The 21,528-nt window shown below is 64.7% G+C and carries 21 protein-coding genes; 7 read left to right on the forward strand and 14 right to left on the reverse strand.

The window, feature by feature from the left end:
- The first annotated feature begins 70 nt into the window (after positions 1-70).
- The 3 genes from RHA1_RS26250 to RHA1_RS26260 all read left to right on the forward strand — a co-directional run bounded on the left by RHA1_RS26250 (position 71) and on the right by RHA1_RS26260 (position 2,746).
- Positions 71-601 (forward strand): ester cyclase, encoded by a 531-nt coding sequence (locus tag RHA1_RS26250; RefSeq protein ID WP_011597566.1) that lies wholly within the window; start codon positions 71-73, stop codon positions 599-601.
- A 356-nt stretch (positions 602-957) separates the two neighbouring features.
- Positions 958-1,233: a hypothetical protein gene (locus RHA1_RS52955; RefSeq protein ID WP_272942762.1), complete on the forward strand. Its 276-nt coding sequence runs from the start codon at positions 958-960 to the stop codon at positions 1,231-1,233.
- 379 nt (positions 1,234-1,612) lie between these two features.
- Positions 1,613-2,746, forward strand: coding sequence for a glycosyltransferase (locus tag RHA1_RS26260; RefSeq protein ID WP_041812045.1), 1,134 nt, complete (start codon positions 1,613-1,615; stop codon positions 2,744-2,746).
- A gap of 79 nt (positions 2,747-2,825) precedes the next feature.
- On the opposite strand, the gene RHA1_RS26265 is transcribed toward RHA1_RS26260, so the two are convergent.
- Complete coding sequence (locus tag RHA1_RS26265; protein ID WP_029539543.1) at positions 2,826-3,572, reverse strand: alpha/beta hydrolase family protein; 747 nt, start codon at positions 3,570-3,572, stop codon at positions 2,826-2,828.
- A gap of 190 nt (positions 3,573-3,762) precedes the next feature.
- On the opposite strand from RHA1_RS26265, the gene RHA1_RS26270 reads away from it, so the two are divergent.
- A complete protein-coding gene (locus tag RHA1_RS26270; RefSeq protein ID WP_011597570.1) occupies positions 3,763-4,131 on the forward strand; it encodes a hypothetical protein in 369 nt (122 codons plus the stop codon).
- Positions 4,132-4,142: 11 nt separating this feature from the next.
- Here the strand turns inward: RHA1_RS26270 and RHA1_RS26275 are convergent, their stop codons facing one another.
- A complete protein-coding gene (locus tag RHA1_RS26275; RefSeq protein WP_011597571.1) occupies positions 4,143-4,436 on the reverse strand; it encodes a hypothetical protein in 294 nt (97 codons plus the stop codon).
- A 48-nt stretch (positions 4,437-4,484) separates the two neighbouring features.
- Positions 4,485-4,643: a hypothetical protein gene (locus RHA1_RS50620; RefSeq protein ID WP_167540956.1), complete on the reverse strand. Its 159-nt coding sequence runs from the start codon at positions 4,641-4,643 to the stop codon at positions 4,485-4,487.
- A 177-nt stretch (positions 4,644-4,820) separates the two neighbouring features.
- Between RHA1_RS50620 and RHA1_RS26280 the strand changes: the two genes are divergently transcribed.
- The gene (locus RHA1_RS26280) at positions 4,821-5,264 is read left to right on the forward strand and encodes an SPW repeat protein (RefSeq protein WP_011597573.1); all 444 of its coding nucleotides are present in this window, start codon (positions 4,821-4,823) and stop codon (positions 5,262-5,264) included.
- 80 nt (positions 5,265-5,344) lie between these two features.
- Here RHA1_RS26280 and RHA1_RS26285 read toward each other — a convergent pair whose 3' ends face one another.
- The 10 genes from RHA1_RS26285 to RHA1_RS26330 form a co-directional block, all read right to left on the reverse strand.
- The gene (locus RHA1_RS26285; RefSeq protein WP_011597574.1) at positions 5,345-6,535 is read right to left on the reverse strand and encodes a TerC family protein; all 1,191 of its coding nucleotides are present in this window, start codon (positions 6,533-6,535) and stop codon (positions 5,345-5,347) included.
- 124 nt (positions 6,536-6,659) lie between these two features.
- Positions 6,660-8,153, reverse strand: a complete 1,494-nt coding sequence (locus tag RHA1_RS26290; RefSeq protein ID WP_011597575.1) for a gamma-aminobutyraldehyde dehydrogenase — start codon at positions 8,151-8,153, stop codon at positions 6,660-6,662.
- Positions 8,150-9,535, reverse strand: coding sequence for an aspartate aminotransferase family protein (locus RHA1_RS26295; protein WP_011597576.1), 1,386 nt, complete (start codon positions 9,533-9,535; stop codon positions 8,150-8,152). The genes RHA1_RS26290 and RHA1_RS26295 overlap by 4 nt, the downstream gene beginning before the upstream one ends.
- Entirely contained in the window at positions 9,532-9,993 is a 462-nt protein-coding gene (locus RHA1_RS26300) for an Lrp/AsnC family transcriptional regulator (protein ID WP_011597577.1), read from the reverse strand. Before RHA1_RS26300 ends, RHA1_RS26295 begins: the two co-directional genes overlap by 4 nt.
- An 85-nt stretch (positions 9,994-10,078) precedes the next feature.
- Positions 10,079-11,614, reverse strand: a complete 1,536-nt coding sequence (locus RHA1_RS26305) for an APC family permease (RefSeq protein WP_011597578.1) — start codon at positions 11,612-11,614, stop codon at positions 10,079-10,081.
- A 78-nt stretch (positions 11,615-11,692) separates the two neighbouring features.
- Positions 11,693-12,073 (reverse strand): cupin domain-containing protein, encoded by a 381-nt coding sequence (locus RHA1_RS26310; RefSeq protein WP_011597579.1) that lies wholly within the window; start codon positions 12,071-12,073, stop codon positions 11,693-11,695.
- Entirely contained in the window at positions 12,070-13,494 is a 1,425-nt protein-coding gene (locus tag RHA1_RS26315; RefSeq protein WP_011597580.1) for an NAD(P)/FAD-dependent oxidoreductase, read from the reverse strand. The genes RHA1_RS26310 and RHA1_RS26315 overlap by 4 nt, the downstream gene beginning before the upstream one ends.
- Positions 13,495-13,670: 176 nt before the next feature.
- Positions 13,671-15,110 carry a family 43 glycosylhydrolase gene (locus RHA1_RS26320; protein WP_011597581.1) on the reverse strand — a complete coding sequence of 480 codons (1,440 nt, stop codon included), beginning with the start codon at positions 15,108-15,110 and terminating at the stop codon, positions 13,671-13,673.
- 123 nt (positions 15,111-15,233) lie between these two features.
- The gene (locus RHA1_RS26325) at positions 15,234-15,665 is read right to left on the reverse strand and encodes a nitroreductase/quinone reductase family protein (RefSeq protein WP_011597582.1); all 432 of its coding nucleotides are present in this window, start codon (positions 15,663-15,665) and stop codon (positions 15,234-15,236) included.
- A gap of 340 nt (positions 15,666-16,005) precedes the next feature.
- Positions 16,006-16,941, reverse strand: a complete 936-nt coding sequence (locus RHA1_RS26330; protein ID WP_011597583.1) for an alcohol dehydrogenase catalytic domain-containing protein — start codon at positions 16,939-16,941, stop codon at positions 16,006-16,008.
- 113 nt (positions 16,942-17,054) lie between these two features.
- Between RHA1_RS26330 and RHA1_RS26335 the strand changes: the two genes are divergently transcribed.
- On the forward strand, positions 17,055-17,900 hold the full coding sequence (locus RHA1_RS26335) for an SDR family NAD(P)-dependent oxidoreductase (protein WP_237726949.1): 846 nt from the start codon (positions 17,055-17,057) through the stop codon (positions 17,898-17,900).
- A 51-nt stretch (positions 17,901-17,951) separates the two neighbouring features.
- On the opposite strand, the gene RHA1_RS26340 is transcribed toward RHA1_RS26335, so the two are convergent.
- Positions 17,952-19,277 (reverse strand): MFS transporter, encoded by a 1,326-nt coding sequence (locus RHA1_RS26340; RefSeq protein WP_063711561.1) that lies wholly within the window; start codon positions 19,275-19,277, stop codon positions 17,952-17,954.
- 285 nt (positions 19,278-19,562) lie between these two features.
- On the opposite strand from RHA1_RS26340, the gene RHA1_RS26345 reads away from it, so the two are divergent.
- Entirely contained in the window at positions 19,563-21,521 is a 1,959-nt protein-coding gene (locus tag RHA1_RS26345; protein ID WP_011597586.1) for a flavin-containing monooxygenase, read from the forward strand.
- Positions 21,522-21,528 lie beyond the last annotated feature (7 nt).

The following is a 21,528-nucleotide window of genomic DNA, read 5'->3' on the forward strand; positions in this document are numbered from 1 at the left end:
CGTTGACTTCCAGTCGAGGGCGGTCGAATACTGAGAGTTCCCACCGACTGTTGCGGAGTGCACCGTGAACATGGAGGAACCGGCCCCGTCGGAGCACGTGAAATCCCTCGCCGTTCGCGCGATGGAGATCATGGCGAACGGAAGCCGCGCCGATTTCGATTCCGTCGTCCACACGGACGCATTCAACCGGGAGAGCGCGACGGAACCCCCGCGGACGCGAGGGCGTGGACCCGACGCGTTCTACGCTACCGCGGTGTGGCTGCGCTCCGCGTTCGCCGAGCTGCGGTTCGACGTCGAGCATGTCGTCGTCGAGGGCGACCTCGCCGTCGCCTTTACGATCATGAAGGGCAGGCACGTCGGACCATTCGTCGTCTACGACGAGCAGGGGTCGATCGACCAGGTGTTCGCGCCGACGGGACGATCGTTGGCGGTCAACCAGTCGCACTGGTTGCGCGTCGAAGGCGGCCGCGTCATCGAGCACTGGGCCACCCGGGACGACCTCGGTCAGGCGGTCCAGCTGGGCTGGGTGCCGCCGACGCCGCTGTCCATGGTCCGCAATGCCTGGGCCAAACGTGCAGCGCGCAGGAATGCATTGCACTGACCCCTGACCCATGTCGGAGCGGTGACGATTTCTCGTAAAGGGCGCAAAACGTACCAAACGGACCGTATGTTTCGTTCGATCGATAGATACTCGAACGAAGGAGATGGCCCTTGAAACGCTCGGTGGTTATCGCGGCAAGTTGTGCACTCCTGACGCTGTCGGCCTGCGGGTCCGACGGCGAACCGACGCCGACATCCGAAACGTCCAGCTCGACGACAAGGGCGACATCCGCCGCCGCCACGACCCCTCCGCCGACATCGGAACTCGCACCGCCGGCTGTCGAACCCGAGTCGAATGGCAGTGGCGGTACGCAGGGGAGCGGGCAAGGAAGCGGACAGGGTGGTTCCGGCGCGGGTGTGCAGGCTCCGGTCGCCGGCCAGCAGCAGCCGCCGGCGGTGGTGCCGCCGCCGGCCGTCGTCGAGAACCCGCCGGCGGCGGAGCAGACACCCACCGAGCAGACTCCCACCGAGCAGCCTCCTGCGGGTGAGAATCCGGACGCGGAAAACCCGGACGCGGAAAACCCGGACGCGGAAAACCCGGACGCGGAAAACCCGGACGCGGAAAACCCGGACGCGGAGAATCCGGACGCGGAGAATCCGGACGCCGAGAACGCCGAAGGAGACACCCCCTAGTCGAAGTAACGGTGAGTGGCAGGGCATCGCGAGCATGGCGGCGCCCCGTCCTCGGGTGCCGATGTCCAGTGGCGTCGCCATGTCTACCGAGATTGCGTGTGGGCCCTCTGGGATGCCGGCGCGTGAATTCGCCACCAGGGTAATGGGTGCCGATCCCGGGCTGCAACTGCGCGCATTGGCTGTACCGCCGCTGTTGACGGCCGATAGTCCGGGGATCATCGTTGTAGACATGATGGTCGGGTCCGCCCGCGACCTTGGATCTGTACGGGACCACAGGCTCGACGAGATCACCCTGGAACAAGTTGCAGTCCGGGCCGTCGTCTGCCTCGAACCGTGGGCACACCCATCAGGCGCGACCCCGAGCCCCTGGAGGCACCACATGGCACGCATCCTGTTCGTCACCTGGGACGGCGGCGGCAACGTGCCACCCGCTCTCGGCATCGCGACGGAGGCACGCAACCGCGGTCACCAGGTTCGATTTCTCGGGCACGCCCAGCAACGCCGGCGGATCGAAAGACACGGTTTCCGGTTCACGCCCTACGTCCACGCGCGACCCTGGCAGTCGACCACAAATCATCCCGGTATCACTGGGTTGTACCAATCGCTTGCCGTCTTCACCGACGCCGGGCCTGGAATCGATCTACTCGACACCGTCGCGCGCGAGCCGATAGACGTGGTCGTGGTCGACTGCCTGCTGTATGGGGCCCTGCAGGCCGCCGCCGACGCGCACCTGACGCGTGTGACGTTGGTGCACACCTACTACGAGTTCATGTATCAAGGCGTGACACGTGGGGTGACGCCCGTGATGGCCCGTCTGAAAGGTCAGCGGCCACTGAGGCTGTGGACGTCATCGGACCTGGCGCTGGTGACGACCGACAAGGACCTCGATCCGGCCTCCCATCGAAGCCTGCCCGCCTCAGTCCACTACACCGGGGTGGTGCGACATCCGATGCCGTCCCCGTTGACACCGGTGTCCGAACGCGATCCGCTGATCCTGGTCAGCCTCAGCAGCCTCAACTTCGACGGGCAACAGCGGGCCTTGCAGAACATCCTCGAGGCTGTCGGTGGACTGCCTGCCCATACCGTTGTCACCACCGGACCGTCCGTCGACCCGACAGGCTTCACGGCGGGTCCGAACACCGAAGTGCACGGTTACGTTCCACACGAACAGATCCTGCCGACCGCCACCCTCGTTATCGGACACGGCGGACACGACACCACTATGCGCGCCCTCGCGCACGACCTGCCCTTGGTCATTCTGCCGATCCACCCGGCGCTCGACCAGAAGATGATCGGCCGCAGTCTGGAGCAGCGCGGCGTCGCCCGTTGCCTCCGCAAGACGGCAGCGCCCGAGCGCATCCGGTCGGCAGTTGGCAAGCTGCTCGTGGCCGGACCACACAGGACGACCGCAGCAACTCTGGGAGCCCGGATCCGGGCCCATGACGGTGCCGTTCATGCCGCGGACCTCATCGATCAACTGCCGATCCGAGAACGACGGAGGGGAGTGCGATGACGGGAGGGCGTTGAGCAAGGCATGTATCTGCATCTCCGCCCCGTGCGGCCCTACTCTGAAATCCCTCGGCGTGCGGGGATCAGTCCGAAAGGCTGCCGACGCGATCGGCGAGCAACTCACTGTAGGTGCGATTGGTGCCCGGGGCGAGCCGCGCCCAGTAACTGGTGTGGTCGCCCCGGAACAGGTAACCGTTCACGTCGTCGATGGCCTCGGAGTATTGCTGCCACACCGTCCACGGTCGCCACCAGTTCAGGATCACCGCCTGCCACCTGCGGGTGCGGAGCCGGTCGAGGAGGTCCGCCACCCACGCCGCCGGGTCGGCGAGTGAGAAGGCCGCCGACTGGTCTGCGAACGTGCGCAGCGGCGAGTTGCCCGGACAGCAGCAGATGACGTCCAGCGGATCGGCGATCTGCCACACGGGCATCCCTGTGATCGGGCGTTGCCCGGCGATGCCCCACCCGGGCAGGTCCGGAGACGCCGGCCGCAGGGGATCGGCGATCAGTCCGACCCCACGCACGTCCAGGGCGGGGTGCTGGCCCCGTCCCACCTCCGCCGCCACGTTGCCGGCGAGCGCGGCGCCTCCCGAATAGCCGAGCAGAACAACGGGATTCGGGTCCTCCGCGATCATCCGCAACAGGAGTGTGCGTCCCTCGGACAGTGCCTTGTCGAACGCTGAACCACCCGGATCGGGCACCGGTCCGTAGCTCGCCTCCCACGGAACCTGCTTGACGACGAACCGTGCGGGATCCAGCAGTTGTGTGGTGTTGGTGAGCATGTTGACGCCCCGATCCTCACCGATGCCGCGACAGCACAGAACGGTGATCATGCAACCTCCCATGTGAGTGCCGATGCGCACCCGAGCACACTGTGCCACTCACGTGCGGGGGTGTCCCCCGATCGGGGGAGGCGCGATTCATCCGATGCACGACCTGATCGGAGGACAGACGTGGGCACCGGGAAGGGAGAGAGTTGTCTCGTACCGGGATCAGCCGTTCACGTGGACAGGAGCCTTCGGCATGTCACCCATCTCCAGCATCGAGGTCGCCCGAGCCCGGCGGTCTCGCCGCGTGTTGTTCGTCGGTAATCCCACCCGCTACAACGATGTCTCGCAGTGGGCGATGGTCCGGCAATGGGTGGCCCTGCACGGAATGGAACCGATCCGCGAATTCGAGGGAGACGTGCTCTGCGTCATTGTCACCGAGGACATCCTGGACGGACGTTGTTCGCCGAAGGAATCGGCTGCCGTTCAGCGCGCCCGTGCGCTCGGCGTGCCGTGCATCAGTGTCCACGACACCACCCTGATCTGGCAGGTCACCGCCCGTGTGCGGTCGCGGATTCGCGAGTCGGCGGCCGTACCTGCGGGAATGCATCGCGGCGGCGCGTGATCGGAAAGCAGTTAGTCGTCGGCTGCTTCAGATGCGCTTGCGGAGGGGGCGTCGACAGCGCCTCGGTGGAACCCCCAGATCGCGATTCCGAGTGCGACCGCCGACAGCAGGTCGGACACGGTTAAACCGTGCGAGGAGTTGAGTTTCCAAAGGATGTCGCCCTCGAGCGGGCCATTGCCGAATATCCACAGCACGGCGGCGGCGACGGTGGCTGCGGCGGACGCGCGGGAGGGTCGTGCAAGGCACAGTGTGGTCGCCGCAAACAACAGGTTCATGAACACGAGTGGATAGAAGGGCAGCGCCATCCCGTCATTCTTCCAAGCTGCAGCGGGAACGCACCCGGTGGGGCGCGGTCATGCGACCGTTCGGTCGGGAGGGTCGTTCTTACTCGTCGCGTCTTCTTTGGCGGGCAGTTCGTGCAGGTCTTTCTGCCGTATCGCTTTCCCGATGAGGATCGCGAGCGGCACCGACAGTGCTACCCACACCAGCGCGACCCAGGCAATCCACCACACACATCGAGTATGCCCGCCCCCTGGACGCCTACCCAAGGGCTACGAATACGCCGCGGTCCGTGGGGACTGGTCGGTAGCGCAAATTCGGAAAAATTACCTGGTCATCGCTGGTTTGCCGCACGAAGTTCGGGGCACCCCCTTCGGTAGGGGTTGGTTCTCTTTTCAAGGAGGTGGGTGATGACGACACCAGGAATGTCGATCGAGAGACACCCTGATATCGCCGAGTTGCGGGCTCGCTACGACCGAGTCTCGGAACAGCCGATGACGCAGGTCACCGAGGGCCTGATGTTCATGGCGGGCCTCTACATGGCGGCGTCGCCGTGGATTGTCGGGTTCGCGAGCCAGTCGGGCCTGGCGATGTGCAACCTGTTGTCGGGTGTTGCGGTGGCACTGCTTGCCGTCGGTTTCACGTCGGCCTACTCACGCACGCACGGCATGGCGTTCGTCGCGCCGCTGCTGGGTCTGTGGATGATCGTCAGCCCGTGGCTGGTCGTCGGAGTAACCACCACGGCGGGAATGATCTGGTCGAACGTGATCTGCGGCATCGTCGTCTGTCTGCTGGGTCTCGGTATCACCGCCATGGGAATGGCGGACGGCGGAATGCGGATGAGGAGGAGGTAGTCGCGGCGCGTGCCTTCATGGGGATGGGGCACGAGTCACAGGAGCGCCCGCCGATTCGGTGGGCGCTTCGCTGAGTTCACCTAACGTTGTTTGAGGAACGCGTCGTGCTCCTGGTGGGAGCGCTTGATGAGGTCCATGAGTGCGGTTTCTTCGCGGACCATCTTCTTGAACTTCGGGTCGAGCTTCTTGAGCTGCTCTTCCTCGCCCCGCAACTTGTCGTACATGCGTTCGCGCTCTGCCAGGTCGGCGGTGTAATCGAGGTCGAGGTAGTTGATCGCGTGCCGCCGGGCACCGGCGATCGCGGACTGTGCCCTGCCCTTCTTGCTGGTGAGCGACGCGATCACGGTGATGACGAGGATGCCGATGATGACGGCCAGCGACGCGAACGTGCTGATCTCGATGACGTTCACCGGTTCGCCGTCGTTGACGAACGGCAGGTTGTTCTCGTGCAGCGCGTGCAGGATCAGCTTGACCCCGATGAACGCGAGGATCGCGGACAGTCCGTACGACAGGTAGATGAGGCGGTCGAGGAGACCGTCGAGCAGGAAGTACAGCTGCCGCAGACCCATCAGCGAGAACACGGTGGCCGTGAAGACGACGAAGACATTCTGGGTGAGGCCGAAGATCGCGGGAATGGAGTCGAGTGCGAACAGGATGTCGGTGCCGCCGATAGCAACCATCACCAGCAGCATCGGCGTCATCGCCCGCTTGCCGTTCTCGATGGTGAAGAGTTTGTCGCCGTCGTAGTGCTCGGTGGTGTGCATGAACTTCTTCGCGATCCGGATGATGAAGTTGTCGGCCGAGTGCGAATCCTCGGTCTCGGGTCGCAGCATGTTGCCGGCGGTGATCAGCAGGATCAGGCCGAAGAAGTAGAACACCCACGCGAACGAATTGATCAGCGCGGCGCCGAGGAAGATGAACGCGGTCCGGGCGAAGATCGAGAACACGATGCCGAACAGCAGGACCTTCTGCTGGTCTTCGCGCGGCACCCGGAAGCTGGACATGATGATGAGGAAGACGAAGAGGTTGTCGACGGACAGCGCCTTCTCCGTGACGTAGCCGGCGAAGTACTCCGAACCCATGTCGACGCCGCCGAAGATCAGGACCGCGACGCCGAAGAGCAGCGCGAGGCCGACGTAGATCGACGACCAGATGGCCGCTTCCTTCAGCGTCGGGATGTGCGCGTGGCGGACGTGGAAGAAGTAGTCGAACGCGAGCAGCGCGACGATCACGATGATCGTCACAATCCAGGCGAACGGGGTCACATGCATCGTCTCTGCCTTTCAGCTGAAGCGAACGCGCCTGTTCGTCAGCGTAGTCGCGCGCGGGGCGCGACTTGGCAGAACCGCCGCTGTCGCCGGGACGGCACACGAGCTGCCGTCCCGGCGACCGGGCTCATCGTCGGTCGCCGAACACCGTCCGGTGCCAGTCCTTCCTGGCGGTTCCGGTGATGTCGGACATGACGTGCTTGACGTTGGTGTACTCGTCGAGCGAATACGTCGACATGTCCTTGCCGTAACCGGACGCCTTGTACCCGCCGTGGGGCATCTCGCTGATGATCGGGATGTGGTCGTTGATCCACACACAGCCCGCGGCGATGTCGCGGGAGGCGGTCTGGGCCCGGTACAGGTCCCGCGTCCAGGCGGACGCCGCCAGCCCGAAGTCGGTGTCGTTGGCGAGTGCGATTCCGTCCGAATCGTTTTCGAACGGCAGGACGACGAGAACCGGGCCGAAGATCTCCCGCTGCACGATCTCACTGGACTGGTCGGCACCCACGACGAGCGTCGGCTCGTAGTAGAAGCCGGACGCGAGATCGCCCCCGGGGACGGATCCGCCGCGGACGATCTTCGCCCCGGTGTCGCGGGCGCGATCGATGAACCCGGCGACGTGCTGCTGCTGCCGCCGCGACACCAACGGACCCATGTCGGTGCCGGGATCGGACGGGTCGCCGAGCCGGACGGTACCCATCAACGATGCCACTCCGGCGACGAAGTCGTCGTACAGCGGCCGCTGCACGTAGGCGCGGGTGGCCGCGGTGCAGTCCTGGCCAGAGTTGATGAGGGCACCGGCGACGGCTCCGTTGATCGCGGCTTCGAGATCCGCGTCGTCGAACACCACGAAGGGGGCCTTCCCACCCAGTTCCAGGTGGAGTCGCTTGCCCGCCGCGGCGGCCGCGATCTGCCGTCCCACGGGCGTCGATCCGGTGAAACTCACCATGCTCACGTCCCGATGCGACACCAGCGACGACCCGGTCGTCACGCCGCGGCCGGTGATCACGTTGACGACGCCGTCCGGCATTCCGGCTCGGGACGCGGCCTCCGCGAACAGCAGCGACGTGAGGGGAGTGATCTCCGCCGGTTTGAGCACGATGGTGTTGCCCGCGGCGACCGCGGGCAGGACCTTCCACGCGGCCATCTGCAGCGGATAGTTCCACGGCGCGATCGAGCCGATCACCCCGATCGGTTCGCGGCGGATGCTGGACGTGTGGTCGGGGGAGTACTCGCCCGACGCCTTGCCCTCCAAATTGCGGGCCGCGCCGGCGAAGAACGACACGTTGTCGATCGACCCGGGAACGTCGAACGCGGTCGACAATTTGAGGGGCTTGCCCGTCTGCCGGGTTTCGGTGCGTGCGATGTCGTCGGACATCTCCGTGAGCTCGGCGGCCCACCGAGTCAGGACGGCGGAACGCTCGCCCGGGCTCGTCGTCGACCAGTCCGCGTAGGCGGTCTTCGCGGTGGCGACCGCCTCGTCGACGTCGTCCACCGACGCCTCGGTGCGGGAGGAGATCACCTCACCGGTGGCCGGGTCGAGCACCTCGTACCGCTCGGCCGCCCGCCCGTCCCGGTAGCGGCCGCCGACGAACAACCCGGGAAGGTCCTGGTGGTTCACAGCAGGGTCCAGGCTTCGGTGAGGACGCTGCGGAGGATGTGTTCGATCTCGTCGAATTCGGCCTGTCCGCAGATCAGGGGTGGGGCGAGTTGGATGACCGGGTCGCCGCGGTCGTCGGCGCGGCAGTACAGGCCGGCGTCGAACAGGGCGGTGGAGAGGAATCCGTGCAGGATCCGTTCGGCCTCGTCGTCGGTGAACGACTCCTTGGTGGTCTTGTCCTTGACCAGCTCGATGCCGTAGAAGAACCCTTCCCCGCGCACGTCGCCGACCATCGGCAGGTCGGTGAGCTTGTCGAGGGTGGCCCGGAACGCCGGTGCCTGCTCGGCGACGTGGGCGTTGAGGCCCTCGCGTTCGAAGATGTCGAGGTTCGCCAACGCCACCGCCGCCGAGACGGGGTGTCCGCCGAAGGTGTAGCCGTGCGCGAACATCGAGGTCCCGTCGGAGAACGGTTCGAAGAGCCGGTCCGAGGCGATCATCGCCCCGATCGGCGAGTACCCCGAGGTCAGGCCCTTGGCGCAGGTGATGATGTCGGGCACGTACCCGAAGTCGTCGCACGCGAACATCGACCCGATCCGGCCGAACGCGCAGATCACCTCGTCCGAGACCAGCAGCACGTCGTACTCGTCGCAGATCTGCCGGACCCGCTCGAAGTAGCCGGGCGGCGGTGGGAAGCAGCCGCCGGCGTTCTGCACCGGTTCGAGGAAGACGGCGGCGACGGTGTCCGGGCCCTCGAATTCGATGGCCTCGGCGATCCGGTCGGCGGCCCAGATCCCGAATGCCTTCGGGTCGGAGCCGAGGGGTTCGGGGGCGCGGTAGATGTTGGTGTTGGGGACCCGGAACGCGCCGGGGGTGAGCGGTTCGAACGGGGCCTTCAGGGCGGGGATGCCGGTGATGGCCAGGGCCCCCTGCGGGGTGCCGTGGTAGGCGATGGAGCGGGAGATGACCTTGTGTTTGCCGGGTTTGCCGACCTTCTTGAAGTACTGTTTGGCCAGTTTCCAGGCGCTTTCGACGGCCTCGCCGCCGCCGGTGGTGAAGAAGACCCGGTTCAGATCGCCGGGGGCGTAGCCGGCGAGGCGTTCGGCGAGTTCGATCGCCGGTTCGGTGGCGTAGGACCAGAGTGGGAAGAACGCGAGCTGTTCGGCCTGTTTGGCGGCGGCCTCGGCGAGTTCGGTGCGGCCGTGTCCGGCCTGGACGACGAACAAACCGGACAGCCCGTCGAGGTAGCTCTTGCCGGCGGTGTCCCAGATCCGGGCACCCTCACCGCGGGTGATGATCGGCGGGGTGATGTTCTGCCCGTGGCGGGAGAAATGCCCCCACAGATGGCGGCGGGCGGCCGCCTCGAGGTGCGCCGTGGTGGGCGAAGAGTTGGTAACCGTAGTCATCGGGTTCCCCAATCATATTGCTGTTTGACAAGTTTCAGGTACACCATCGTCTCGGTGCCGAGCACACCGGGAATAGTGCGAATTTCTTTGTTGAGCACGGCAAGGAGGTGGTCGTCGTTCTCGCACACGATCTCGGCCAGGATGTCGTAGGCGCCTGCCGTCAACACGACGTAATCGATGGCGTCGACGTCCGCGAGGCGAGCGGCGATCTCGGTGACGTCCCCCGAGCAGCGGATCCCGACCATGGCCTGACGTGAGAATCCCACTTGCACGGGGTCGGTCACCGCGACGATCTGCGTGACGCCGGTGTCGATCAGCTTCTGCACGCGTTGGCGTACAGCCGCTTCCGACAATCCGACGACCTTGCCGATGGCCGAGTACGACCGTCGTCCATCCTCCTGAAGTTGCTCGATGATCTGCTTGGACACGGGATCGAGAGAGGCAGGCTGCTCAGACATGGTCGAATCCTCCCTTGCTCGTCGTGTCGAAGACAATCGGCTCGGACATTTCGGAACTATCGCCTCTTCCTGGTGACGTGGGTACTCACGATTCGGGCACCTTCACTTCGGTGTCGGCGGTGAGGGTGCGTCCGCGGAAGAAGTTCCGGGAACCGGTCGCGAAACACAGCAACATCAGGGGGATTCCGACCACCAGCATTCCGACGCCGAGAACGAACACGCCCCCGAACGGGCCGAACGCGGTGAATCCGTAGTCGGGACGCAGCATGTCGACGGCGCTCTGCACGAAGGCCCACGTCATGCAGAGGGCACCGAGAAGCGGGAAGATGCCGCGCATGAACAGATTACGTGCCGATTCGAGGAGTGTCCGACGGAAGTACCAGACGCACGCGTAGGCGGTGATGCCGTAGTAGAAGGCGACCGCGAGTCCGAGTGACGCCACCGAATCCTGCAGAGCGTTGGCGCTGGCGAACGACAGGACCAGGTAGAACAGCAGTGCCGCGGCTCCCATGACCAGGGTTCCGAAGCCGGGGGTCATGTACCGGGGGTGCACCGAGGCGAACCGGCGCGGCAGTGCCTCGTAGACCGCCATCGACAACGTTCCGCGAGCCGTCGGCAGGATGGTGGTCTGGGTCGAGGAGAGCGCGGAGATCGAGACCGTCAGCAGCAGCAACGAGGCTGCCACCGGCCCGGCGACCGGTCCGCCCAGCGTGGTCAGCACGTCGTCGACGTTCTCGGGATTGTTCAGTCCGATCCCGGTGTCCCCGAACCCGGCGAACGACTGGACCGCATATCCGACGAGGACGTACGTGGCGACGAGAATGACCGTGGTCAAGACCGCGGCGCGGCCGGGAGTCCGCTCGGAATCCTTCGTTTCCTCACCGACCGCCAGGCAGGCGTCCCACCCCCAGTAGATGAAGATGCACAGGATGATCGCCTGTGCGGCACTGGACATCGAGACACCGGTCGGAATGATCCAGTCCAGTCGCGGGGTGACCGCCTGCGGGCCGGCGGTGCCGCCGAACACCTTCGACAGTGCGATGACGCTGACCCCGATGAGGACGGTGAACTGCACCGCGATCAGCACGTTCTGCAGGCGTTCGCTGATGAGGATGCCGCGAAAGCTGACGTAGGTCATGGCTGCGATGAAGAAGCAGCCCAGCAGCACCTTCGCGGTGAGCGACTCGGCTGCCGCGTGCAACCCGAGAACCTCGAACAGGTAGATCGCCGCGATCTCCGCGGTGTTGGCGAGGACGATGATCGCGGACACGGCGAGTCCCCATCCCGCCATCCAGCCGATCCACGGGCCGAACGCCTTGGTGCCCCAGGTGAACGAGGTGCCGCAGTCCGGGGTGTCCCGATTGAGCTCGCGGTAGGCGAACGCCGTGAGCAACATCGGAATGAACGCGACGAGGAACATCGACGGTGCCTTGTCGCCGACGGCCAGGACGACGTATCCCAGTGTCGCGGCGAGGCTGTAGGCGGGCGCGACCGAGGACAGCCCGATCACCGTGTTGCCGATCAATCCCAGTGCCCCGCTGTTGAGGCCCTTCGCGGTGCCGAGCGGGTCGTGGGTCTTCGAGGGCTGGGTCTCCAAGGGTGGCGGTTCGGCAATGCTCATCAAGTCTCCCTCGAGGTGTGCGGCTGCGGGCAGAGGTGCCCGTGCGTGTGTGATGAAGGGGTGTAGTGGTTTTCGCGATTACGTGGCCGGCGCGGCGATGAAGATCTTCCGCAGCGTGTCACGCACGATCCACCGGGTCTTCTGCCCGGACCGCACGTGGACGACACTTCCGGGACCGAGTTCGAGATCGGGGGTGCCGTCGTCGAACTGCACTGTCGCGTCACCGCTGAGCACGACGAACACCTCGTCGATCTCGACGTCGGACGAGACGCTGGGCTCGATCTCCCACACGCCGACGGTGACACCGGCGAAGTCGCCGAGCACTCGTTCGCCGACCATCGGCACGCTGTCGCCGATCACCTGCTCGTCCGGGAGGCGGTGGTAGTCGAGATCGGCGGTTCGAGCCTCGATGTGCGGTCCGGATTCCCAGGCGACGACCCCGGCCGCGGGGCCGGTCACGAGTCGAACCCCAATCCCACCGCGTCGAGAGCCTTGAGGAAGAGGTTCCGCCGGCCTTCCTGATGATCGGCGCGATCGAGGGACCACCGGGTGGCGTTGATGCCGGCCGCCGCCAACGGTTCGGGCGGGAAGGGGAGGGGCATGGACTTCACCAAGTCCAACTCCGTCAATGCCGTCGTCTCACCGGACACCTTGTCGAGCATGACGTTCGCCGCGAAGCGGGAGGCGCCGACCCCGAGACCGGTGAAGCCGGCCGCGTACGCGATCCGTCCCTTCGCCGCGGAACCGAAGAACGAGCAGAAGCGTGTCGACGTATCGATGACGCCGCCCCACCGGTGGGTGAACTCGAGACCCTCGAGCTGGGGGAACGTCGTAAAGAAGTGGCTTGCGAGCCTCGTGTGGGACTCGGCACGGTCTTCGAGGTCGTGGTGCATACCCCGCCCGAAATGGTAGATCGCGTCGTAGCCGCCCCAGAGGATTCGGTTGTCGCGGGTGAGCCGGTAGTAGTGGAACTGGTTGGACATGTCGGCGACGCCCTGCCGGGCAGACCATCCCACCTCGGCGAGCTGTGCGTCGGACAACGGTTCGGTCATGAGCACGTAGTCGTACACCGGAACCGTGTGCAGCCGGTACCGCTTCAGCAGGGACGGAAAAGCATTGGTTGCCAAGATCACTCGGCCGGCCGACAGGGTCGCGGACGCCGTCCGAACGCCGACCCGGGACGACGATCGGGAGCGGACGAGATCGAGGACCTGGGTGTGCTCGAACATCTCGACACCGTGCTCGGCACAGGCTCGGCCGAGTTCGGTGGCGAGCTTGGCCGGATGCACCAGCGCAGTGGACTGCTTGTCCCATACGCCGGCCAGATACGTCGGCGAGTTCACCTGCGCGCGCATCGCAGGGCCGTCGAGCACCGTGGTGGTAGCGCTCGGCGGCGTGTCGAGCACGTCCTTCGCCTGGTAATCGGCGATCGCGACCGAGATCGCGCCGTTCCGTTCGAAATCACAGTCCAACCCCAGGGTGTGGACGGTCTTCTCGATGGCGTCGAGGTTCTCGAGTCCGAGCGCCTCCAGGGTGTCGATTTCTCCCGGCCAGCGTCGACGTCCGTTCTCGCTGCCGTGGGTCAGGCTGGCTTCGACGAACCCGCCGTTACGGCCGGATGCCGCCCATCCGATGGTCTCGCCCTCCACGAGGGCGACGGACAGGTCGGGGTGGCGCTGTTTCGCGAGGAGAGCACTCCAGAGTCCGGTGTATCCGCCGCCGACGACCACCAGGTCGTACACGGCGTCGGCCGAGGCGGCCGGGTAGGTGGGGGTGTCGGCGACGTCCTCGATCCAGAACGGTGCCAACCGAGTGCGCCGGAGCGCATGGTCGACGACCTTCGCGTTCGGTTGATTCTTCTCGAACACTGTCTGCAGCATGGAGCACCTTTGTTGGTGGAATGACCGAAAGGTGACGTGTGAGGCACGTCACCGTGGCACCCATCCTGACCTACGCTCCCCACTATTTCAATAGCAAAAGGCGAGAAACATTGCGGAATCAGTTGTCGAAGTGAGAATCGAAAACCGAATCAGTGGTTCCTTACTGGCCTGCCTCGTCAGCGCGCGACCGTGCCGAGGTGCAGCGACACCGAGCGGACCGGGCTGATCCTGGCCTCGTCGCCGGACTTGACGGCGTGAACGGTGCCGAACTCGACGGTCTCGTCGGGGTAGGTGCCCGCGAAGGCGTAGGCGTAATAGGTCCCCGCGACCGCATCTCCCGGCACCGTGTACGCAACGGCCTCCTCGAGGACCTCGCCGGGCTGCAGGTCGACGTCGATCGGCCCGAAGAACGGATCGCTTGTCTGGCCGTCCGGGGAGACCGCGCTGACCCATACCTGCCCCGCGTAGGGACGGTCCTCGGGTGCCTCGACGAGCATGGTCGTGTCGACGGTGCCGCCGCCCGCGGGCAGTGTGGTGTCGGAATCGGCGCGCAGCGTGACCCGCACCGGCAGGTCCGTGTCGGGGTTCGCCGGCCCGGTCGACGCGGGCGAACCGTCGCCCACCTCGGGCCAGCCGTTCGCCCACACGATCCGGTCGATCATCCCTTCGCGCCGGCGGGCTCCGCTGGGCAGATCCCGGTTGTCGCGCGGAATGGCGTGGTACACGATCCAATCCGAGCCCGCGTCGTCGGAGACCACCGTGTTGTGGCCCGGCCCCGCCCACGGTTCGCTGCCGGCGAGGATGAGGGCGCCGCCACCCTCGTTCAGGTCCTGGCCCTTCCGGTCGAGGTACGGCCCCGTCAGCGACTCCGACCGGCCGACGAGGACACGGTAGGCGGTGTCGGCGCCGTTGCAGCAATTGCCGGCCGAGAGGAACAGGTAGTAGTAGCCGTCGTGGAATTCGACGAACGGGCCTTCGAAGCGCTCGTCCGCGACGCGTACGGGTTCGCCGGCCGCCGCGGTGCCGTCCGGGCTGAGGGGGATGGCGTGGACGCCCTGGAAGTTGCCGACGAACATCGTCTTCGTCGTGCCGTCGTCCCACACGAACGGGTCGATGGTGCCGCCGACGCCGACGTCGTGGGCGCAGAACACGGGGCGGCCGAGATCGGTCCACGGTCCGGTGGGCCGGTCGGCGGTGGCGAGACCGATGCACGGGTTCGACTCGTCGTAGAGCGAGTAGTACAGGCTGTACCGGCCGCCGGACTCGAGCACGTTGGGTGCCCAGGCGAGCTTGCCGTCGGGATGCCACGCGGGCCGGTCGGGGAAGACGTCGCCGAGGTACATCCAGTCCATGAGGTCGGCGGACTTGAAGATCGACATGTTGTGCATGCCTTGGCCGTCGCCCCAGTCGTCGGCGGTCGTGTACATGTAGAACATGCCGTCGGATGCGCGGACGACGCTCGGGTCGGCGGCCACCGGTTGCACGATCGCTTCGGCCGTCGCCGACGGGGCAGGCGCACCCATGAAGACGAGAAGCATCAGAGTCGTCACGATCCACCCGCGCCGCGGACGGTGTCGGGTGCCGGACTTGCGTAGCGCAGCCTCGTCAGTGTCCACGTCACTCCCAACCTCGCCTGCCCGGAATCCGCAAATCTATAAGGGTGAGGTCGAGGTTAAGGGTGGAACCGGCTCACAGCGCCGGACTGCAACCGAACCGTGTTCTGCCGGCGGTGACCGGCGTCAGGTCGTGGGGTCGAGCAGGACCAGAGGGATCTCGCGGTCCGTTTTCTTCTGGTAGCCGGCATACCCCTTGTAGGCGGCGGTCACTTTCGGCCACAGACGGGCCCGCTCCTCCGGGGTTGCCACGTGGGCGCGCATGGACTGCGCGGGGTTTCCCTGCAGCGACAGTTGGACCACCGGGTTGGCCTGCAGGTTCAGGAACCACGCGGGGTGGCGGTCGTCGCCGCCGCGTGAGGCCACCACGACGAGCGTGTCGCCTTCCCTCACCGGGACGGTCAGCATGACGCTGTGCACCTTCCCGGTCCTGCGGCCGACGGTGGTCAACTCCACCACCGGCATCTTGCCGAAACTCCGCCCCACCCGCCCGCCGGTCACGCGCAGGAGGGCGCGGTGGGCGGCGTTCATGAACTTGAGTCCGCGGTCCGTCGGCATGGTGTCAGCCTAACGGTTGATTCCTCGAAGGGTGTCGCTACAGGACGGGCACACGGAGGGTTTCCAAGATCAAAGTGTGACAATTGAACGGGAAACCCTCCTGACCGAACCGTCGCGGGCGGTCTGACTACAAACGAACGTGTCGGGGCCGCACGGGGGTTGCTGTGCAGGCCCATTCAGACTCTGGCGCGGATCTCACGAAGTCAACAGTGCCGGATCACCGCAGGTAGGTTCACAATGCGCTGGTGTCCCACTCAGTGGGCCCCTTTCGGGGGTCAGTTGGGCGGGGCGGCAGTAGCATCGGGCAACCGTCGCCTATCGGCGGCAAGCGGAGGTCGGTCTACAGTACGGCGATGAGGCGTCCGTCAGGTGCGCCCCGCTCGAGGCGGTGCAGGCCATCGGGAATCTCGCCGAAGGAGATCTGCTCGGTCTTCGGCTGCACTGCCCCTTTGGCTATCAGCGCGAGTATTGCGCTCGCTTCGGCTTTGGTGCCGTTCGATGCACCGACGATATGTACTTCTTTCATAGTGATGCTGGGGATCGAAACGGATGTGGCTTCGACGCCCAGCCCAACCTCGACGATGCGGCCGCCATGCCGAATGGCTCCGATTGCGGAGTCGAGAGTTCCGTCCGCGCCCGCGAAGTCGATGATCACGTCGAGATCCTCGGATTCGAAGACACGGATGTCCTTCGAGCACGACTCGACACCCAGATGGCATGCGAGTGGCCACCGTGCCTCATTGACGTCAGCGACGAACACGGAAGCTCCTGCGGCCTTGGCGATCTGGACACCGAAGTAGCCGAGGCCGCCGAATCCGACTATACCGACCTTCATCCCGGATTCGATCTGCCCAGCTGTGTGCACTGCCCTGTACGCGGTGCGACCCGAACAAGTCGCCGACGCCGCGTCGAGAAACGACAACCCATCGGGTAACGCTACGGGGAGGTGGGACGGAACCCTGACCTTCTCGGCGTAGCCGCCGTCCATCGCGGTCCCGGGGCCGTCCGTGGTTGCAGGTATCCCGACACGGTCACCGAGGACGAACTCGGAGACGTTCGATCCGACAGCAGAGACGGTGCCGACTATCTCATGGCCGAGTGTGATGGGGACGTGTCCGAGTAGGTGCGTGATAGTTCCGTTCATGAACCCGATGTCGGAGTGGCACAGGCCGACCGCTCCGGTGTCGATGACGATGTCTTCGGGGCCGGGCACCAGTTCGCCGACTTCTTCGTGTCGCAGTTTTTCGTTGACCGCGGTAAATCGCCATGCCTTCATTGCTTCGATCCTTTACGCTATGCCGTCGATGGCGGCTTGTGGTATATCGAAAAGTGTTGTTGCAGTTAACCACAGTTGTGCAACTATCATCAACGAAGTGGACGACTCGGTCCGTGATCCGCCTCGGGCAGCATTCGTTATCACGCTTGCCGGAAGCCGAATTCAATCTGAAAGAAGTCAGCATGCAACTCGAAGGAAAACGCATCCTGGTCACCGGTGGCGCCCAAGGTATCGGTGCTGCCATCGTAAAGGCATACGCCATGGAGGGTGCGACCGTGCGTTCGTACGACCTGAACGAGGAGGGCGGTAGGGTCGTCGCGGAGGAAGCGAGCGACGCTGGGCCCGGAGTGGTCGAGTTCTCGCGTCTCGATATCACCGACGGTGATGCTACGGAGTCGTTGTTCCGCAGTGCTGCAAGAGAACTTGGTGGAATCGATGTCCTGGTGAACATCGCCGGTCTGCAGCGCTCCGCGATGGCCGAGGAGATCACCGATGACTTGTTCGAGAGCATCTACCGTGTGAATGTGCTGGGAACGATTCATACCAACCAATCCGCGTACCGGATCATGCAGTCGGCAGGCACGGGGGCGATCATCAACTTCGGGTCGATGTCCGGATTTACCGGGGAATTGGCCAACGCAACCTACGGCTCGTCCAAGGGTGCCGTGCATACGTGGACCAGGACTGTCGCCCGTGAATGGGGTCCATCCGGAATCCGCGTCAATGCTGTTCTGCCCTATGTAAACACACCGATGTTCGACAAATACACCAACTCGCTGGGGCCGGAAGAGCTTGCCGCCTATCAGGAACAGCTCCGCAAGGACATTCCGCTCGGTGGAACGTTCGGAAACGCCGAACGCGATCTGGCTCCGGTGCTCGTATTCCTGGCGAGCGACGCGTCGCACTTCATCACCGGTCAGCTGCTTCCGGTCGACGGAGGATTTGCAGCCGTACGGTAGCGGAAAAGCTCTGTGCCCCCTGGTCCAGTGGACCAGGGGGCGCGATCTTCGTCAGAGCTCGAGTTCCTCGCGGTGTTGCGAGCGTTGTGCGCCACGAATCGTCAATAGCGCAACAACACTGATTGCTGCACATCCAAGCGTGTAGTAGGCCGCCGACAGCGGATCACCTGTGGTGGATGCAAGCCAAGTGATGATGTACGGCGCCGTGCCGCCGAAGATCGCCACCGACAACGCGTAGGTCACGGATACGCCGGTAGCACGGTTGCGGGTACGGAAACGTTCGGACAGGAATGCCGGCATCGGGCCGCCGACGACGCCGATGAGCAGACCGGCGATCACGAGTGCCACCAGTCCGCCGCCGAAGCCGAGATTCAGCATGAAATAGAGGGGGTAGGAAAGGACGACCACCGCAACCGATCCGAACATAAGCACCGGGCGTCGTCCCACGCGGTCGGACAGTGCACCGAACACCGGCATCGACAGCCCGGCGATGAGTCCGGTGACGAGTGCAAGGAAGTAGGACCGCTCGAAGGTCATGTCGTAGCTTGTCGACAGGAAAGTCGGCATTCCGACCATGAAGGTGTTGCCGACTGCGTTGTACACGACCACGACGCCCATGGTTGCCGCGAGAAACGTCAGTGGTCGTCGCTCGATGGGTTCCCCGACGGCAGGTTTGCCTGAGTCGACCTCGACCTGGATCTGCTTGAAGTGCGGCGTCTCGTCGACCTTGAGCCGAAGGTAGAGGACGATGAGGCCCATGGGAGCCGCAATGAGGAACCCGACCCGCCAGCCATAGGAAGCCATGGCATCGTCGGAGAGAAGGACTGCCAGAAGTGTCGCGACGCCGCCGCCGAGCACGAAGCCCAAGGTGGTTCCGACGAACGACCAGGAGCCGTAGAGCCCGCGTTTGCCGGAGGGAGCGGACTCGACCATCAGGGACACCGCTCCGCCCATCTCGCCGCCCGCGGACAATCCCTGGGCGATGCGGCACAGCGTCAGCAGCAGGGGCGCGAGGATTCCGATCGAGGAGTGCGTAGGCAGAAGGCCGATGCACGTCGTGGCAATGGTCATCAGCACAATGATCAGCGCGAGTACGGGCTTACGTCCCAATCTGTCCGTCATCCGCCCGAAGATCACTGCCCCGACAGGGCGCAGGAAGAAGGCGAGGGCGAAGAGCAGGAACGTCGAGAGTATCGACGCAGTCGGGTTGTCCGACGGGAAGAACAAGGGCGCGATGATCGGCGCCATGTAGGCGTAGATCGCGAATTCGTACCACTCGATGAGATTGCCGAGCGAACCTGCGACAAGTGCCTTTCGCGACTTCTGGACGTCGAGCACCACCTCGGTGCGCGGCGTGGAGCGGACTGTGTTCGGCATGGTGATGTCCATTCGGGTGAGTGTCGCCAGAGGCCTGTGCCCCGGGTCCGACGTATGTATGTGACGACTGACACACGGAAATCAACACGAATGTTGCCCGCCTGGGCTGACGTTGTCAACGTTTGTGTAGATGGGCGCATCTTTTGCAACGCGGGCGTTGACAACTCTCCGCGACGGCTGCCACCATGAGTCGAAGGCTTTTCAACGTCCATGTTGAAAGTTCGTGATCTCGGCGAGGAGCGACTCACAGCTCCGGACGCCGCACTCGACGCGAGAGGTGCTCAGATGAAGGCAGCGCAGCAGGTCCAGGAGGCAGGCGCAGCAACCGACGATCGAATCAATCCCGATCGGCTCACCGAATCCGAGATTCGAACCGCGGTTGCACGGGCAAATGTGCCCTCGCTGCTCATGGTCGTGTTCCAGACGACGGGTGACGAGAAGTGGCTGGCAGCGCCATACAGGCCGACGAGAGGCAAAGGTCTCGGCGACCACGACTCGGGCGGTCTCGAGGAGCCGATTCAGGATGAGATCAGGGAGGCCGCGGTCAAGGCCATCCTCGACTTGCAGAACGGCGCTCTTCCTGCGGTGGAGACTCCCTCTCCGGAACTGACGGTGCGGATGATCAGTGTCTGCACGGGCGAAGAAGTGGGGGAGGAGTACGGACCCATGCTATCTCTCGAGCTCGCTCGCCGTGCCGCGCCCGACGCTCCGAGCCTCGCACTGGAGCCTGTCGATGCACCGGAAGGATACTCGGTGGTCGTCATCGGTACAGGCGTTGCGGGAATAGCTGCGGCGCAACAGCTCGAGGACATGGGCATCGACTATGTCATTCTGGAGAAGCAGCCGGAGGCCGGCGGAAACTGGTGGCAGAATACGTATCCCGGCGCGGGTGTCGATACGCCCAGTCACCTGTACTCGTTCTCATTCGCGAAGAACGACTGGACGACACACTTCGAACTCCGCAACGAACTGCAGGCCTACTTCGGAGCCGTGCTGAAGGACCTCGGTGCCGGCGAGCGTGTTCGTTATGGAACCGAGGTGCGGTCGACGCGGTATGACGAAGCCGCCGCGCAGTGGTCAGTCGACATGATCAATCCCGATGGCTCGTCGTCGACGCTGAGGGCCGATGTGGTGATCAGTGCGGTGGGAGTGTTGAATCGCCCGAAGACGCCGAACGTCCCTGGGATGGACAGCTTCACCGGAACGAGTTTCCATTCGGCTGCGTGGCCCGACGATCTCGATCTGGATGGCAAGCGTGTTGCTATCGTGGGCACGGGTGCCAGCTCCATGCAGATCGCACCGGCCATCGCGGACCGCGTCGCCCATCTCAGTATCTACCAGCGCTCGCCGCAATGGGTCGCGCCGTTCGAGAAGTTCCGCGCCCCGATACCCATGGAACTGCGCCGCCTCATGCAAACCTGCCCGATCTACCACAGCTGGTACTGGATTCGCTTGTTCTGGCAGTTCGGCGACAAGGTGATCGAGTCGCTGCGCGTCGACCCGGAATGGGAGCATCCCGAACGCTCGGTGAACGCCCGCAACGATGCCCATCGAGAGTACTTCACGCGGTACATCACGTCGCAGGTCGGAGATCGAACGGATCTGCTCGACAAGGTGATGCCCGACTACCCGCCGTTCGGCAAGCGGATTCTGCTCGACAACGGCTGGTACTCGACTCTGCGCAAGGACAACGTCGACCTCGTCGACAGGTCCGTCACCGCTGTCCGCCCGGAGGGCCTGGTCGACGATCAGGGCGCTGAGAACGACGTGGACGTGATCGTGTGGGCCACCGGATTCGAAGCAGCACGATTCGTGAGTTCCATGGACGTCGTGGGAATGGACGGCCGAACGCTCCGTGAGGTCTGGAACGACGACGACCCCAAGGCCTACCTCGGTGTGTCGGTTCCAGGGTTCCCCAACTTCTTCATGCTTGGTGGTCCCAACTCGTTCCCGGGTAGCGGCAGCTTCATGTTCTTCATGGAGGTCCAGATGCGCTACATCCGTGGGCTACTGACAGAGATGTTCAAGAAGGGAATCAAGGCGATCGATGCGCGCCCCGAGGCGAACGAGGAGTACAACGAGCTGGTGGACTCGACTCATGCACGCACGGTCTGGACGCATCGTGGAATGTCGACGTACTACCGGAACTCGCACGGACGGGTGGTGTTCGTGATGCCGTTCCTCAACGTCGAGTACTGGCAGATGACGCGGCGCCCTGATCTGGAGAACTACACCGCGCGATAGCGCACCG

Origin of the sequence: Rhodococcus jostii RHA1, from assembly GCF_000014565.1 — a bacterium.
Lineage (GTDB): Bacteria > Actinomycetota > Actinomycetes > Mycobacteriales > Mycobacteriaceae > Rhodococcus_F > Rhodococcus_F jostii_A.

Coding starts and splice junctions, on each gene's coding strand:
- RHA1_RS26270 (WP_011597570.1), top strand. CDS start 3,763: ATGTCACCCATCTCCAGCATCGAGGTCGCCCGAGCCCGGCGGTCTCGC.
- RHA1_RS26305 (WP_011597578.1), bottom strand. CDS start 11,614: ATGAGCATTGCCGAACCGCCACCCTTGGAGACCCAGCCCTCGAAGACC.
- RHA1_RS26265 (WP_029539543.1), bottom strand. CDS start 3,572: ATGATCACCGTTCTGTGCTGTCGCGGCATCGGTGAGGATCGGGGCGTC.
- RHA1_RS26345 (WP_011597586.1), top strand. CDS start 19,563: ATGAAGGCAGCGCAGCAGGTCCAGGAGGCAGGCGCAGCAACCGACGAT.
- RHA1_RS26250 (WP_011597566.1), top strand. CDS start 71: ATGGAGGAACCGGCCCCGTCGGAGCACGTGAAATCCCTCGCCGTTCGC.
- RHA1_RS26325 (WP_011597582.1), bottom strand. CDS start 15,665: ATGCCGACGGACCGCGGACTCAAGTTCATGAACGCCGCCCACCGCGCC.
- RHA1_RS26295 (WP_011597576.1), bottom strand. CDS start 9,535: ATGACTACGGTTACCAACTCTTCGCCCACCACGGCGCACCTCGAGGCG.
- RHA1_RS26340 (WP_063711561.1), bottom strand. CDS start 19,277: ATGCCGAACACAGTCCGCTCCACGCCGCGCACCGAGGTGGTGCTCGAC.
- RHA1_RS26300 (WP_011597577.1), bottom strand. CDS start 9,993: ATGTCTGAGCAGCCTGCCTCTCTCGATCCCGTGTCCAAGCAGATCATC.
- RHA1_RS26280 (WP_011597573.1), top strand. CDS start 4,821: ATGACGACACCAGGAATGTCGATCGAGAGACACCCTGATATCGCCGAG.
- RHA1_RS26315 (WP_011597580.1), bottom strand. CDS start 13,494: ATGCTGCAGACAGTGTTCGAGAAGAATCAACCGAACGCGAAGGTCGTC.
- RHA1_RS26260 (WP_041812045.1), top strand. CDS start 1,613: ATGGCACGCATCCTGTTCGTCACCTGGGACGGCGGCGGCAACGTGCCA.
- RHA1_RS26275 (WP_011597571.1), bottom strand. CDS start 4,436: ATGGCGCTGCCCTTCTATCCACTCGTGTTCATGAACCTGTTGTTTGCG.
- RHA1_RS26285 (WP_011597574.1), bottom strand. CDS start 6,535: ATGCATGTGACCCCGTTCGCCTGGATTGTGACGATCATCGTGATCGTC.
- RHA1_RS26330 (WP_011597583.1), bottom strand. CDS start 16,941: ATGAAGGCATGGCGATTTACCGCGGTCAACGAAAAACTGCGACACGAA.